This window comes from Thalassospira sp. ER-Se-21-Dark (genome assembly GCF_017922435.1).
Taxonomy (GTDB): domain Bacteria; phylum Pseudomonadota; class Alphaproteobacteria; order Rhodospirillales; family Thalassospiraceae; genus Thalassospira.
This window is the reverse complement of sequence record NZ_VDEZ01000003.1, coordinates 542977-555317: the sequence shown is the minus strand read 5'-3', so window position 1 is coordinate 555317 and position 12341 is coordinate 542977. Positions and strand designations below refer to the sequence as shown.

Sequence of the window (12341 nt, the reverse complement as noted above, 5' to 3'; positions counted from 1 at the left end):
TGCGACATATAATCCCTTTAAAAAGGCTTGGAAACCTTGCGGAATATCAAATATGCGCTATTTGCTGCCCTAGGACGGGCGAAAATATGGCAATAGACATTACATATTGTACGCAAACAGGCTATAAAACGGTGGTCAGTAAGCGTATTGGTAGGCCAGAGGTTGACAACTGATGAGTCAATGTCCCGTCATTGACATAGCACAGAAAGAGACTTGGGCGCGTCGTGCAACGACGGCCTCCATTGTCATTGCTGCGACACTGATCCTGATCAAAGCTGTCGGCTGGTTCCTGACCGATTCCGTCAGCCTTTTGTCTTCCATGATTGATAGCATGCTTGATGTTGGTACCTCTGTGATCAACTTCATGGCGGTGCGGTCGGCCTGGCGTCCGGCGGATTACGATCACCGATTTGGCCATGGTAAGGCAGAACCGCTTGCTGGTCTGTTCCAATCGGCCTTCATGATTGGGGCGGCGATCCTGGTTCTGGCCGAGGCGGCATCGCGCATCACCGAACCCATGCCAATTTCCTTTGCCGTCGAAGGCCTTTGGATCATGGGCGTTTCGCTGATCATGACCATTGGTCTGGTTTTGCTTCAACGCAAGGCGGTGCGAATTTCGGGCTCAGCCGCGGTCGAGGCGGACTCGCTTCATTACAGCAGCGATATCCTGTCCAATCTGGCGGTGATGATTGCGCTGTTTGGCGGGATGTCGGGCCTTGCATGGGCCGATCCGGCGATTGGCGGGCTGGTTGCGATCTTCCTGCTGTATTCCGCGGTCAAGGTTGGTCGGACCTCGGTCAAGGTACTGATGGACGCGGAACTGCCCGAATCTGATAGCCAGCGCATCATCGAACTGACGATGAAAAACCCCGATGTCATTGGTATCCACCGTCTGCGCACCCGTTCATCGGGCGTGCATCGCTTTGCCGAGATCGAATTGATCATGGATGGCGGCATGCTGATGCGCGAATCGCACACCATCTGCCATCAGGTGATGGACAGCATCCGCGCCGAATATCCCGATCTGGATATCACCATCCATCCCGAACCGCCCGAAGACATCCACCTTGATGAATTCAGCGGCTATACCGAAGATCCCGAATTCTGGCACACCGGCCGCGCCAAACGTGCCGGCCAACATGACATCCCGGTCAATAACAGTGGCGGCGAAGTCGCGGCCATGGGGCGCTAGGCGTCAGCCGGTTTCACAGATGACCACAAAAAATGGCGGACCCTTTCGGGCCCGCCTTTGTTTTATGCAGTGTTTTTGCACTTTGCTGTGTTGAAACCTAAAGAACGGTCAACATGCTTGCGACCAGCGGATGGCGGACGATGTCCTTGTCGCGCAGCTGGACACAGGCGACATCCTCGACATTTTCAAGACGTTCGGACATTTCCGAAAGACCCGACATTTCCGGCAGAAGGTCGGTCTGGTCCGGGTCGCCGGTCAGGATCATGGTGGAGTTCCAGCCAAGGCGGGTGACCAGCATCTTGAGCTGTCCGTACGTGCAGTTCTGCGCCTCGTCAATCACCACAAAGGCGTTGTTGAGTGTGCGACCCCGCATATAGCCGATCGGTGCAATCTCGATTGTGCCGTCCGAGATATAAGTCTTGAGGCGCTTGGCACCCAGACGATCATTGAGCGCATCATAAAGCGGGCGAAGGTAGGGGGCCATTTTGGCTTCGACGTCGCCTGGCAGGAAGCCGATATTTTCCCCGGCCTCAACCGCCGGGCGGGCCAGAACGATGCGGGCGATGTCGCCGTTATCAAGGGCTTCGACCGCCTTGGACACAGCGATATAGGTCTTGCCGGTGCCGGCCGGGCCAAGGGCCATAACCAGATTGTAATTGTCGATGGCATCCATCAGGGCTGCCTGGTTTTCACTTTTCGGGCGGATGTTGCGGCGGTAGCTTTGATCGCGTTGTCCTTTCTGTTCTGTTCCGGTCTGATCCGACCCGCCAAGCGGGTGCCAATCAGCATTGTTTTCATCAAACAGTTCATGAACATTGTTATTAGACTGCTGCGGACGGTTACGACGACGTGCTGCGCGCTTACCCATGACAATCACCTCAACAAAGTGGCCAAAAAAGCAAAACGCGCCATTCCGTTATGGAAAGGCGCGCATTCAATTTTCATCTCGCGATGGAAGTGGCGGTAGGAGTTTCCGCCGGTCACAGCATGTTGCATGTGCGATCCGGGGGGCGAAAATTCTCGGTTTAAGACGCTTTTTCGCGGCACTCGGGAACTCCTCCTGCGGTCCAGTTATTGACCGTTAGTTGGAATCGTACCCCTATATGCAGTGTCTTGTCACGGCTTTTTGCGCGATTAAAGTTTCATGAATTCGGTTTATGAGTCTTTTCAGGTATTTATCCCGCATCTGCGAAGGAAGTTTTTTTCCAATCAACCGTGCGTTGGTGTCGCTGAGCGCGATGGCAGGGCGGCACTGATCACCCAGGCGAGCGTTAAAAACGCGATTGATGTCACAAGGCATCCGACCAACCCGCCATAAAGATACGCCACCCCCGAAAACACCGTTCCGGTCAAACGTCCGATGGCGTTCGACATATAATAGAACCCGACATTCATCGCGACCTTGTCGCCCTCCGCATAGGCTAGGATCAGGTAGGAATGCAGCGATGAATTGACCGCAAAGACAATCCCGAACACCAGCAACCCACCCAGAACGGCAAGTTCCGGGGCAAAGTCCTGCGTGATGGCAATAGCAATAGCAGCAGACACGGCAATAAGGGCGGCAATCCAGATTTGCGCGGTGCGGCCATCCGGTTCGCGGGTTTTGGCACGCAGCATTTTGGGCGCAATGGCCTGAATAAAGCCATATCCAATCACCCAAAGCGCCATGTAACTGCCGACCTCGATATGGCCCCAGCCAAGCTCGGACGCCAGAAACACCGGCAGGCCCACGACAAACCAGATATCGCGCGATCCAAACAAAAACAGCCGGGCGGCGGACAGCACATTGATCTTGCGATCACGCGAAAAGACATCGCGAAATTTCGGCTTCATCGCGCCTGCCGGTCCTGCCATCGCAGAGCCGAGCGATATGGCAACCGCCACAAGGGTCAGGGCAAGACCCGCTGCCATCGCCAAAAGCGCACCTGAAAAGCCAAGCCAGGACAGCAACGCACCCCCCATGAAAAAGCCCACACCCTTAAGCGCGTTCTTCGATCCGGTCAAAAGCGCGACCCAACGGAAAAGCGCCCCCTCGGCATGGGCCGGGACCAGAACCTTGATCGCCGATTTGCTCGACATCTTGGTAAGATCCTTGGCCACCCCCGATGCCGCCTGAAGCCCCATGACATAGGCGACCGAGATCGCGGGAAGCCAATCGGGGTTGGTAAATGAAAGGGCGGTCAGCGATGCAATTTGCAATGCCAACCCGGCAAACAGGGTAAAGCGCAATCCGCGTGCCTGCGCCAGCCATCCACCGACCAGATTGGTGACGATGCCTGCCACTTCATACAGGATGAACAACAGCGCGATTTCAAATGCCGAATAGCCCAGCGCATGAAAGTGCAACAGCACCAGCATACGAAGTGCCCCGTCGGTCAGGGTAAAACCCCAATAGGCCCCGGTGACCAGCGCATAGTTGCGGATTGCGGCCGACATCTTTGCTATTTCCCCAACAGGTGTTGCGCGACTTTGGCCGCCAGATCCGCCATCCGGCAGACATATCCCCACTCATTGTCATACCAGGCCAGGATTTTGACCTGCCGCTTGTCGATCACCATCGTCGATCCGGCATCGATAATCGAAGACCGGCTGTCATTGAGGTAATCGGCACTGACCAGCGGGCGTTCTTCATAGCCAAGAATACCGGCAAGATAGGTTTCAGATGCCTCTTGCATCAGGCGATTGACGGTCTCATTATCGGTGTCCTCGGCGACTTCAAACACGCAATCGGTTAGCGACGCATTCAGCAACGGGACACGTACTGCAATACCGTTCAGTTTGCCCTTGAGTTCCGGGTAAATCATTGTGATCGCGGTCGCCGACCCGGTGCTGGTCGGGATCAGCGATTGCAGGCACGACCGCGCCCGGCGCAAATCCTTGTGCGGCAGATCGACAATCGTCTGGGTGTTGGTCACATCATGAATGGTGGTGATCGATCCATGCACGATGCCAAACTTTTCATGCATGACCTTGACCACCGGTGCCAGACAGTTGGTCGTGCAGCTCGCCGCGGTCAAAAGGTGATGCTGCGTTGGGTCATAAAGATCGTCATTCACGCCGTAAACGATATTAAGCGCGCCTTCCTTGACCGGGGCGGCAACGATGACTTTTTTGACACCCTGATCGAAATAGGGCTGAAGCGTTTCGGGTGTTTTGAACTTGCCGGTGCATTCCAGAACAAGGTCGCATCCCATGCCGACCCAATCGGTTTCACCCGGCGTGGCATTTTCGCTAAAACTGATCTTGTGCGTCTGATCGATCACTACATGATCGTCTATGCAGGCAACGCCATTGCCCCAGCGGCCATGGACCGAATCAAATTCCAGCAAGTGGGCCGCGGTAACAGCCCCGCCCTTGATTTCGTTGATATGGACAAATTCAAGGTCCGGGTGACCCCATCCTGCGCGCAGAACCAGGCGGCCCATACGGCCAAAACCATTGATGCCAATGCGGATTTTGCGGCTCATATCAGGGCTCCGTTAGTTTGCAATTTTTGATGGGGTGAACCAGCCACGGGTTCGGTTGGCAATGGCGACAAGCGACAGCATCACCGGCACTTCGACCAGCACACCAACCACGGTGGCAAGGGCTGCACCCGATGAAAAGCCAAACAACCCGATGGCAGTCGCCACAGCCAGTTCAAAGAAGTTCGATGCCCCGATCATCGAAGACGGGGCGGCGATCTTGTGTTCCACACCCAGCACCTTGTTGGCGACATAGGCGATGGCGGCAATGAAATAGGTCTGCAAGATGATCGGCACCGCCAGAAGGGCAATGATCATCGGCTGGGCAATGATCTGTTGTCCCTGAAAGGCAAACAGCAAAACCAGTGTGCTGAGCAACGCAATCATCGATACGGGTTTGAGCTTGGCATCAAAGCTGTTGAACGCTGCGACCCCGCCTTTCATGACGCGGTTTCGGATGATCTGGCCAACAATCACCGGAATAACGATAAACGCCACAACCGAAATGGTCAGCGTTTCCCAAGGAATGGTGATCGCCGAAATGCCCAGCAACAAGGCCACAATCGGCGCAAAGGCAAAGATCATGATCGTGTCATTCAGCGCAACCTGGGTCAGCGTAAAGTTCGCATCCCCCTTGGTCAGGTGTGACCAGACAAACACCATTGCCGTGCAGGGGGCAGCCCCCAACAAGATCAGGCCGGCGATATAACTTTCAATCTGTGATTCGGGCAAAAGCGGACGGAATAGAAAGCCGATAAACAACCAGCCAAGGGCCGCCATGGTAAATGGCTTGATCAGCCAATTCACACCAAGCGTCACACCGATCCCGCGCCATTGGCGGCCGACTTCATGAAGCGCACCAAAATCGACCTTCATCAACATCGGCACGATCATCAGCCAGATCAGAACCGTCACCGGAAGATTGATCTCGTAGGCGGTCAGATTGCCAATCGCCTGAAACAGGCTTGGGAGCAACTCACCCAACAGGATGCCAACAATGATACTGGCCGCAACCCATACGGTGAGATAGCGTTCAAACAAACCCATGGCATTGTCTTTTTCCTTGGTGGTCATACGTCCTCGCGGTCTATGGTCTTGCCGATCTTGTCGAGTTCACTTTGAAGCGACATCCGGTCAAGCGACTTGAACGGAAGGCTGGTGAAGATCGAAATCCGGTTGCGCAGCATGCGATAGGTTTCTGCAAATGCCAGGCGTTTTTCTGCTTCGCTACCTTCGGCTTCTGCCGGATCGGGCACGCCCCAATGGGCGGTCATCGGCGAACCGGGAAAAATCGGGCAGTCTTCATTGGCCGTGGCATCACAAACCGTAAAGACGAAATCGAACTTGATATCATCCTGCCCCGAATAGGTTTCCATGTCTTTGGAGGAAAACGTCGTCATGTCATGACCCAGGCTTTCCAGAAGGTCACGCGCATAGGGATGTATTTCGCCGCGCGGGTGTGACCCTGCGCTATAGCCAAAGAAATGATCATGACCTTCTTTTTTCAGGATGGCTTCGGCCATGATGCTGCGTGCCGAATTGGCACGGCACAGGAAAAGCACGTTATAGGTACCACCAGACATGTCGTTTCATCCTCTGTAAAAGGCGTTGTGAACTAACAGCAGTCTTTGTCTGTTGCCCGAACAATCCCGCAAAGTTCCGGACGGCCATGACAGCAGTCATCGGCAAGAAACCCCAGAAGATCGCGCATGGCATCGGGAACGATCCGGTAAATGATCGACCGGCCTTCGCGGGTGCTGGTAATCAGCCCTGACTGACTAAGTGTGGTCAGGTGTGATGACATGGTGTTGTGCGGAATGGATATCTGCCGGGCCAGTTCGCCTGCGGCAATACCGTCATTCCCGGCCCGGACCAGCAAGCGGAATGCTGCCAGTCTGTGTTCCTGTGCCAGGGCGCCAAGGGCACTGATTGCGTGTTTTGTTTCCATATGTCGGGAAATATCGACATATGGAATTGCTGGCAAGTGACATTTGTATTGCAGTGATGGTCATGCCCAAGTGCGACGGTAAAAGGATATTTGAATCAGCCAGATACGGGATTTTTAGAAAATCTGTTTAAATAACTATAAATATAGTTATAATAAAAGTATGAGCGAAAAAACCATTGCACCGGCCTTTGCCGCATTGGGCCACGAAGCCCGCCTGAAAATCTACCGTCTGCTGGTCAAGGCCGGGGACGAGGGACTTAATATTGGCGATATCGGACGGGTGCTTGGCCTTCCGGCATCGACCCTTTCCCATCATCTCGGCACCTTGGTTCAGGCTGGTCTGGTCAAACAGGAAAAATTGGGCCGCGAAACCCGTAACCGGGCGGATTTCGATGTCATGCGCGATCTTGTCGGCTTCATCACCGATGAATGTTGCAGCGGTGTTGATCTTGATGTCGCCGGTGAAACGGAAAAGGCCTGTTAGGTCGGGCCTCTTTTTTTGGGTCAATATAACTAATTTTCTAGGGATATGGATATGAGTGCCCTGACATTTCAATTGCGCCGCATCGGCACTACTGCCCGACAAACAGACCGGGTTTTGCTGGCAGCCTGCATCATCCTTGCCACGATCTTTATCTTTGACGCGCCGCAATTTGTCCCAAGTTTGCAGTTCACGGCTGAGTCCTTTGTTGGCACGGCACCTTTTCTGGTGCTCTCAATCGGTATTGCCGCCTACGCGACGGCAACCGGGGCCGATAACCTGATTTCGCGTGCCTTCGCCGGGCGGCCTGTGCGGATGGTGTTTACCGCTGCGGCCTTTGGGGCGCTGTCGCCATTTTGCTCTTGCGGGGTGATCCCGCTGATTGCTGCCCTGCTTGCCATGGGGGTTCCACTGGCACCGGTCATGGCGTTTTGGCTGGCAAGTCCGGTGATTGACCCGGCGATGTTTGTTCTGACTGCGGGCACGCTTGGGACGGAATTTGCGGTGATTAAAATGATCTCGGCGATTGGTCTTGGTCTGATGGGTGGCTTTGTCACCCTATGGCTGGGGTCGCGGGGCTTCCTTGCCGATCCGTTGCGTGACGGGGTGGGCAATGGTGGCTGCGGCGGGGCCAAGGTCCGCTCGCACAAGGCGGTTGTCTGGAAATTCTGGCACGATGATGAACGGGTCAAAAAGTTCAGATCGTCTGCGATTGCCAACATGATCTTTTTGGGCAAGTGGATCGCCTTTGCCTTCCTGCTTGAAAGCATAATGGTCGCTTATGTCCCGGCCGAAAGTGTGAGTGGATTGCTTGGCGGTGACGGGATTGGCCCGATTGCGATTGCCACCCTTGTCGGGGTTCCGGCCTATTTGAATGGCTATGCCGCGCTTCCGATCATGGAAGGCCTGATTGCGCAAGGCATGCAATCGGGGGCGGCGATGGCGTTTCTCGTGGCAGGCGGTGTGTCGTCGATCCCGGCGGCGATTGCCGTTTTTGCGCTGGTCAAAAAGCCGGTCTTTGCGCTGTATCTGGTTTATGCGCTGGTCGGTTCGTTCGCAATTGGCGTTATTTCGCAAGCCTGGCTGGGTTAAACCGCCCGCTTCATGTCCGATATGATGATTTCACGGTGGCAATGACGTTAAAAATCGCTACATTGCGCGCCAAGAAATTCATATCGGATTAAAGTTGATAACCATGTCGATGATTGACAAGCAGGTATCGCGTCGCCGTACCTTCGCTATCATTGCTCACCCGGATGCGGGTAAAACCACCCTGACCGAAAAACTGCTTCTTTTCGGGGGTGCCATCCAGATGGCTGGTGCAGTGAAGGCGAAAAAGGAACAAAAGGGTGCCCGTTCGGACTTCATGAAGATCGAACAGGATCGCGGTATTTCCGTGTCCTCTGCGGTCATGACGTTCGAGTTCGAAGAAAATATCTTCAACCTGCTTGATACGCCGGGCCACGAAGACTTTTCCGAGGATACCTATCGCGTGCTTACCGCCGTTGACTCGGCTGTCATGGTGATTGACGGTGCGAAGGGCATCGAGGCCCAGACACGCAAGCTGTTTGAGGTCTGCCGTCTGCGTGACGTGCCGATCACGACGTTCGTTAACAAGCTTGACCGTGAAGCCCGTGATTCATTCGAACTGATCGATCAGATCGAACAGGATCTTGCCCTTGATGTCTCGCCGGTTACCTGGCCGATTGGCTCGGGCCGTGATTTCCATGGCTGCTACGATCTGGTCAATGATCAGCTTCTGTTCATGGAAAAAGGCGGCAACGTCGTCAAGGAAGCCATCCCGATCAAGGGGCTTGATGATCCAAAGCTTGATGAATTGATCCCGGATTACCTTCTGGAAAAGCTGCGCGAAGAAGTCGAAATGGTGCGCGAAATCTGCCCGCCATTTGATTTGCAAAGCTACCGCGAAGGGCATCTGACCCCGGTCTTCTTCGGGTCGGCAGTTAATAACTTTGGCGTGCGTGAATTGTTGCGCGGCATTGGCGAAATCGCACCGACCCCGCGCCCGCAAGAAGCGGCAACGCGCCTTGTCGAAGCGGTCGAGCCAAAGGTCGCCGGCTTCGTGTTCAAGGTACAAGCCAACATTGACCCGAACCACCGTGACCGTATTGCGTTCATTCGTCTGTGCTCTGGCCATTTCAAACGTGGCATGAAGCTTAAACATGTGCGCGCAGGCAAACTGATGGCCGTGCATAACCCGATGCTGTTCTTTGCCAATGAACGTGATATTGCCGAAGAAGCCTGGCCGGGCGACATCATCGGTATTCCGAACCACGGCACGCTGCGTATCGGCGATACCCTGACCGAGGGCGAAGACCTCCGCTTCCGCGGTGTTCCGGCCTTTGCCCCGGAACTGCTCCAGAAAGTCCGCCTTGATGATCCGCTCAAGGGCAAGCACCTTCAGCGCGCGCTTGAACAGCTTGCTGAAGAAGGCGCATCCCAGGTCTTCAAACCTATGATGGGGGCGGACTGGATCGTTGGCGTGGTCGGACAGCTTCAGTTTGAGGTTCTCAAGGAACGCATCTCGGCCGAATACGGCATCAAGGTGCATTTCGAACCGACGCCTGCCTATGCCGCCCGCTGGGTGGTGGGCGATGATCCGCTTGAAATCAAGAAATTCCGGGATGCCAACCAGTCGGCGCTGTTCGAAGACCATGACGAAACACTGGTCTTTATTGCGCGCAACGCCTGGCACCTTGAAACCACACAACGCGACTGGCCGAACCTCAAATTCGAAGCCACCCGCGAACAGAACCTGATTGCTGCGTAACTTTCGCACGCAGCCAAATGCAAAAAGCCGCCCCTGATCCGGGCGGTTTTTTCTTTGCGGGTCTTCGGCGGTTGTCTAGTTGCCGATGAAATACCGGCCGACACCGACCAGAACCATGCCCACCGCCATCGCGGCAAACAGGTTGCGCGCAAGCGCCATGGTAATCACGGTGGCGGCTGCCCCGGCAATGCCAATCGCACCTGCCGAAAGGGCGCTGGGTACCCAGACGGAAATCAAAACCGCACCGGGCAGGCGTTCCAGCACATGCGCCCAGCGGCCATGTTGCGGCAGGCGGTCTGCCATCAAAAGTCCACCCAGACGCATACCATAGGTGACCGCCGCCATGCCAAGGATGGTCAGAACGGCCTCAAGGCTGAAACTTGTCAGATCGGGGAATTGGGTCATTGGCCCGTCTCCATTGCAGTCTCCGTCGCAGGTTTGGCGGCGTTTGTGCCTTCGGGCGCGCCATAGGCATCCCGGCCTTCAACGGCAAACTCGGCCTCAAGGCTGTCATCATCCATGTCTTCGCGCCAAGTCAGGGCGGCGACAAGGACACCCGCACCCGCACCAGCCAGGATCGACCAGGTGCCGGGCAAGGTGTAATGGCCAATAACTGACCCGATCGCGGCGGCAATCCATGGCAAAAGGTCAACCTTGCCCTTCCACATGCCAATAGTCAGCGCGGCAAAGACGGCGGTAAAAGCGAAATCAAGCGCATAAACCTCCGGATCGGGAATACCCCCGCCCAGAAGGTAACCCACCGTATTGCCGGTCGCCCAGACCACGCCCAGGAAAATCCCGCCGCCCAGCAAAAAACCCGGATTGGCAAAATCCTTTTGCGTCATCGACACGGCCCAGTTTTCATCGGCGACCATATGCATGCCGGTCACCTTGACCCACAGCGGACGACCGCGAAACACCGGGCGAAGCGACGCCCCGATCAGGATATAGCGCATATTGATCACCGCCGTTGCGATGATGATGGTCGCACTCGGAATGGTTTCGCGCCAAAGATCGACCGACACGAACTGTGCCGATCCGGCAAACACGGCCAGGCTCATGAACAAAAGCTCGCCAAGCGACAATCCGCGCTGTGCGGCCAGCACCCCAAGCACCGCACCAAAGATGATGGTGCTGGGCAAAAGCGGCAGGCAGGCAAGGGCACCGCGACGGATGGTGTCCGCGTCGAAATGCCCGATCTCGGGTTGGCTCTGGGGCTGGTTTTGGGTCTGGTTCTCGGTCTGACTTTCGGCCTGTCCGGGGCGTGACATTTCCGACGTTTCCTGTGGTTGTTGGTGCCGGTTCTTTTGCGGTTGCCGGTACCTGTTTTGTCTTCAATCTGGTGGGCGAGGAGCCATTATTTCAGGCTCTATCATCGGCGATATCACATCATCGGTATTGGACGATATTGCTATTGCCGCTTTTGGGGGCGAATTCAATCCGGGGCGGCGGCAAAATCGGCGATCAGCATATCAAGGAACAGCTTGGTGATCGGATCGGGTTGTTTGCTGTCATCAAGGCTTGCCTGAAAGGTGACTTTGACCTTCAACCGATCCGGCAGCACCATGCGCATGCGCCCGGCCTCGACAAACTGCCTGGCGTAATGTTCGGGCAGATAGCCCAAAAAGGCGCCTGACAGGATCAGGCGTGCTTCGGCCTCCATGTCCGAGACGGTCGCATGCGGGCGCGAAATCGCGAATTCCTTCAAATCCCGACCCAGCCAGGATTTGCGCCCGATCAGGCGATAACGCCGGATTTCATCAATATCGATGTCCGCATCATCCAGCGCAAAAAGCGGATGGTCTGATCCGCAATAGAACCGGTGGATCTCGTCATAAAGCGGGATATAGCGCAGACCCAGAACGGTCTTTGGAAAGCTGCATATGCCGATCTGGATATTGTCGGTCACCACTTCACGCAGCAGGTCATTGGGCGGATAGGTCACAACATTCAGCGTCACATCCGGTGCGCGTTCCATAAACCGCGCAATGGTCTTTTCGATCCGCCGTGCCCCCGGATCGGTGATGGTGTTGTCGGTAAGCCCGATGGTCAGTGTACCGCTCAGCTTGTCACGCAACGCCCGCATCTTGGTTTCATATTGCGCGACCGATTTGAACAGCCGGTGGGCCTCTTCAAACACCACCTGGCCTTCGCGTGTCAGGGCAAAACCACCCCGCCCGCGTTTGCACAGCGTGAAGCCCAGCCGTGTTTCAAGGGCGGTGACATAGCTTGAAATTGTTGAAAGTGACAGATTGAGATCACTTTGCGCCGCGGCAAACCCCCCGGCCTCGACAATGGTCAGGAAGATGCGCAAAAGCTTGAGATCGGCCTGTTCCGTGATCATCGGGCGGGGTCCATGGGTAAGCGGTCATTACTTTGGGAATTACCAAAGTAAAGTTCAGAAATACGTGATTTTTAACGGTCGCGCAATTTGATCTGATCGGGCCAACAAAAACATCCGGCCA

At 55.4% G+C, this 12341-nt stretch carries 13 protein-coding genes; 4 read left to right on the top strand and 9 right to left on the bottom strand.

The window, feature by feature from the left end; all coding sequences use genetic code 11:
* Positions 1–172: 172 nt before the first annotated feature.
* Complete coding sequence (locus tag FHI25_RS15200) at positions 173–1192, top strand: cation diffusion facilitator family transporter (RefSeq protein WP_008889770.1); 1020 nt, start codon at positions 173–175, stop codon at positions 1190–1192.
* 97 nt (positions 1193–1289) lie between these two features.
* On the opposite strand, the gene FHI25_RS15195 is transcribed toward FHI25_RS15200, so the two are convergent.
* From FHI25_RS15195 to FHI25_RS15170, 6 genes are all read right to left on the bottom strand, one after another.
* Positions 1290–2060: a PhoH family protein gene (locus FHI25_RS15195; protein WP_008889771.1), complete on the bottom strand. Its 771-nt coding sequence runs from the start codon at positions 2058–2060 to the stop codon at positions 1290–1292.
* Between the two features lie 341 nt (positions 2061–2401).
* Positions 2402–3628 (bottom strand): organoarsenical effux MFS transporter ArsJ, encoded by a 1227-nt coding sequence (gene arsJ, locus FHI25_RS15190; protein WP_210519110.1) that lies wholly within the window; start codon positions 3626–3628, stop codon positions 2402–2404.
* A 5-nt stretch (positions 3629–3633) separates the two neighbouring features.
* The gene (locus FHI25_RS15185; RefSeq protein ID WP_210519108.1) at positions 3634–4659 is read right to left on the bottom strand and encodes an ArsJ-associated glyceraldehyde-3-phosphate dehydrogenase; all 1026 of its coding nucleotides are present in this window, start codon (positions 4657–4659) and stop codon (positions 3634–3636) included.
* 12 nt (positions 4660–4671) lie between these two features.
* The gene (gene arsB / locus FHI25_RS15180; RefSeq protein ID WP_210519222.1) at positions 4672–5703 is read right to left on the bottom strand and encodes an ACR3 family arsenite efflux transporter; all 1032 of its coding nucleotides are present in this window, start codon (positions 5701–5703) and stop codon (positions 4672–4674) included.
* A gap of 23 nt (positions 5704–5726) precedes the next feature.
* Positions 5727–6239 carry an arsenate reductase ArsC gene (locus tag FHI25_RS15175; protein WP_210519106.1) on the bottom strand — a complete coding sequence of 171 codons (513 nt, stop codon included), beginning with the start codon at positions 6237–6239 and terminating at the stop codon, positions 5727–5729.
* A 32-nt stretch (positions 6240–6271) separates the two neighbouring features.
* Positions 6272–6604 (bottom strand): metalloregulator ArsR/SmtB family transcription factor, encoded by a 333-nt coding sequence (locus tag FHI25_RS15170; RefSeq protein ID WP_210519104.1) that lies wholly within the window; start codon positions 6602–6604, stop codon positions 6272–6274.
* Positions 6605–6764: 160 nt separating this feature from the next.
* Between FHI25_RS15170 and FHI25_RS15165 the strand changes: the two genes are divergently transcribed.
* The 3 genes from FHI25_RS15165 (at position 6765) to FHI25_RS15155 (ending at position 9876) form a co-directional block, all read left to right on the top strand.
* A complete protein-coding gene (locus tag FHI25_RS15165; RefSeq protein WP_063089224.1) occupies positions 6765–7088 on the top strand; it encodes a metalloregulator ArsR/SmtB family transcription factor in 324 nt (107 codons plus the stop codon).
* Between the two features lie 51 nt (positions 7089–7139).
* Positions 7140–8177, top strand: coding sequence for a permease (locus tag FHI25_RS15160; protein WP_210519102.1), 1038 nt, complete (start codon positions 7140–7142; stop codon positions 8175–8177).
* Between the two features lie 103 nt (positions 8178–8280).
* Positions 8281–9876 carry a peptide chain release factor 3 gene (locus FHI25_RS15155; RefSeq protein WP_008889778.1) on the top strand — a complete coding sequence of 532 codons (1596 nt, stop codon included), beginning with the start codon at positions 8281–8283 and terminating at the stop codon, positions 9874–9876.
* 75 nt (positions 9877–9951) lie between these two features.
* Here the strand turns inward: FHI25_RS15155 and FHI25_RS15150 are convergent, their stop codons facing one another.
* The 3 genes from FHI25_RS15150 to FHI25_RS15140 all read right to left on the bottom strand — a co-directional run bounded on the left by FHI25_RS15150 (position 9952) and on the right by FHI25_RS15140 (position 12220).
* On the bottom strand, positions 9952–10281 hold the full coding sequence (locus tag FHI25_RS15150; protein ID WP_197146586.1) for an AzlD domain-containing protein: 330 nt from the start codon (positions 10279–10281) through the stop codon (positions 9952–9954).
* Positions 10278–11147, bottom strand: a complete 870-nt coding sequence (locus FHI25_RS15145; RefSeq protein ID WP_210519100.1) for an AzlC family ABC transporter permease — start codon at positions 11145–11147, stop codon at positions 10278–10280. The genes FHI25_RS15150 and FHI25_RS15145 overlap by 4 nt, the downstream gene beginning before the upstream one ends.
* Before the next feature lie 164 nt (positions 11148–11311).
* Positions 11312–12220: a LysR family transcriptional regulator gene (locus FHI25_RS15140; protein ID WP_210519098.1), complete on the bottom strand. Its 909-nt coding sequence runs from the start codon at positions 12218–12220 to the stop codon at positions 11312–11314.
* Between the last annotated feature and the right edge of the window lie 121 nt (positions 12221–12341).

What these genes read in the sequence shown, in the direction of transcription:
- FHI25_RS15145 (WP_210519100.1), bottom strand. Translation starts at nt 11,147, where the DNA reads ATGTCACGCCCCGGACAGGCCGAAAGTCAGACCGAGAACCAGACCCAA.
- FHI25_RS15150 (WP_197146586.1), bottom strand. Translation starts at nt 10,281, where the DNA reads ATGACCCAATTCCCCGATCTGACAAGTTTCAGCCTTGAGGCCGTTCTG.
- FHI25_RS15170 (WP_210519104.1), bottom strand. Translation starts at nt 6,604, where the DNA reads ATGGAAACAAAACACGCAATCAGTGCCCTTGGCGCCCTGGCACAGGAA.
- FHI25_RS15185 (WP_210519108.1), bottom strand. Translation starts at nt 4,659, where the DNA reads ATGAGCCGCAAAATCCGCATTGGCATCAATGGTTTTGGCCGTATGGGC.
- FHI25_RS15175 (WP_210519106.1), bottom strand. Translation starts at nt 6,239, where the DNA reads ATGTCTGGTGGTACCTATAACGTGCTTTTCCTGTGCCGTGCCAATTCG.
- FHI25_RS15155 (WP_008889778.1), top strand. Translation starts at nt 8,281, where the DNA reads ATGTCGATGATTGACAAGCAGGTATCGCGTCGCCGTACCTTCGCTATC.
- FHI25_RS15165 (WP_063089224.1), top strand. Translation starts at nt 6,765, where the DNA reads ATGAGCGAAAAAACCATTGCACCGGCCTTTGCCGCATTGGGCCACGAA.
- arsJ (WP_210519110.1), bottom strand. Translation starts at nt 3,628, where the DNA reads ATGTCGGCCGCAATCCGCAACTATGCGCTGGTCACCGGGGCCTATTGG.
- FHI25_RS15140 (WP_210519098.1), bottom strand. Translation starts at nt 12,220, where the DNA reads ATGATCACGGAACAGGCCGATCTCAAGCTTTTGCGCATCTTCCTGACC.
- FHI25_RS15200 (WP_008889770.1), top strand. Translation starts at nt 173, where the DNA reads ATGAGTCAATGTCCCGTCATTGACATAGCACAGAAAGAGACTTGGGCG.
- arsB (WP_210519222.1), bottom strand. Translation starts at nt 5,703, where the DNA reads ATGGGTTTGTTTGAACGCTATCTCACCGTATGGGTTGCGGCCAGTATC.
- FHI25_RS15195 (WP_008889771.1), bottom strand. Translation starts at nt 2,060, where the DNA reads ATGGGTAAGCGCGCAGCACGTCGTCGTAACCGTCCGCAGCAGTCTAAT.
- FHI25_RS15160 (WP_210519102.1), top strand. Translation starts at nt 7,140, where the DNA reads ATGAGTGCCCTGACATTTCAATTGCGCCGCATCGGCACTACTGCCCGA.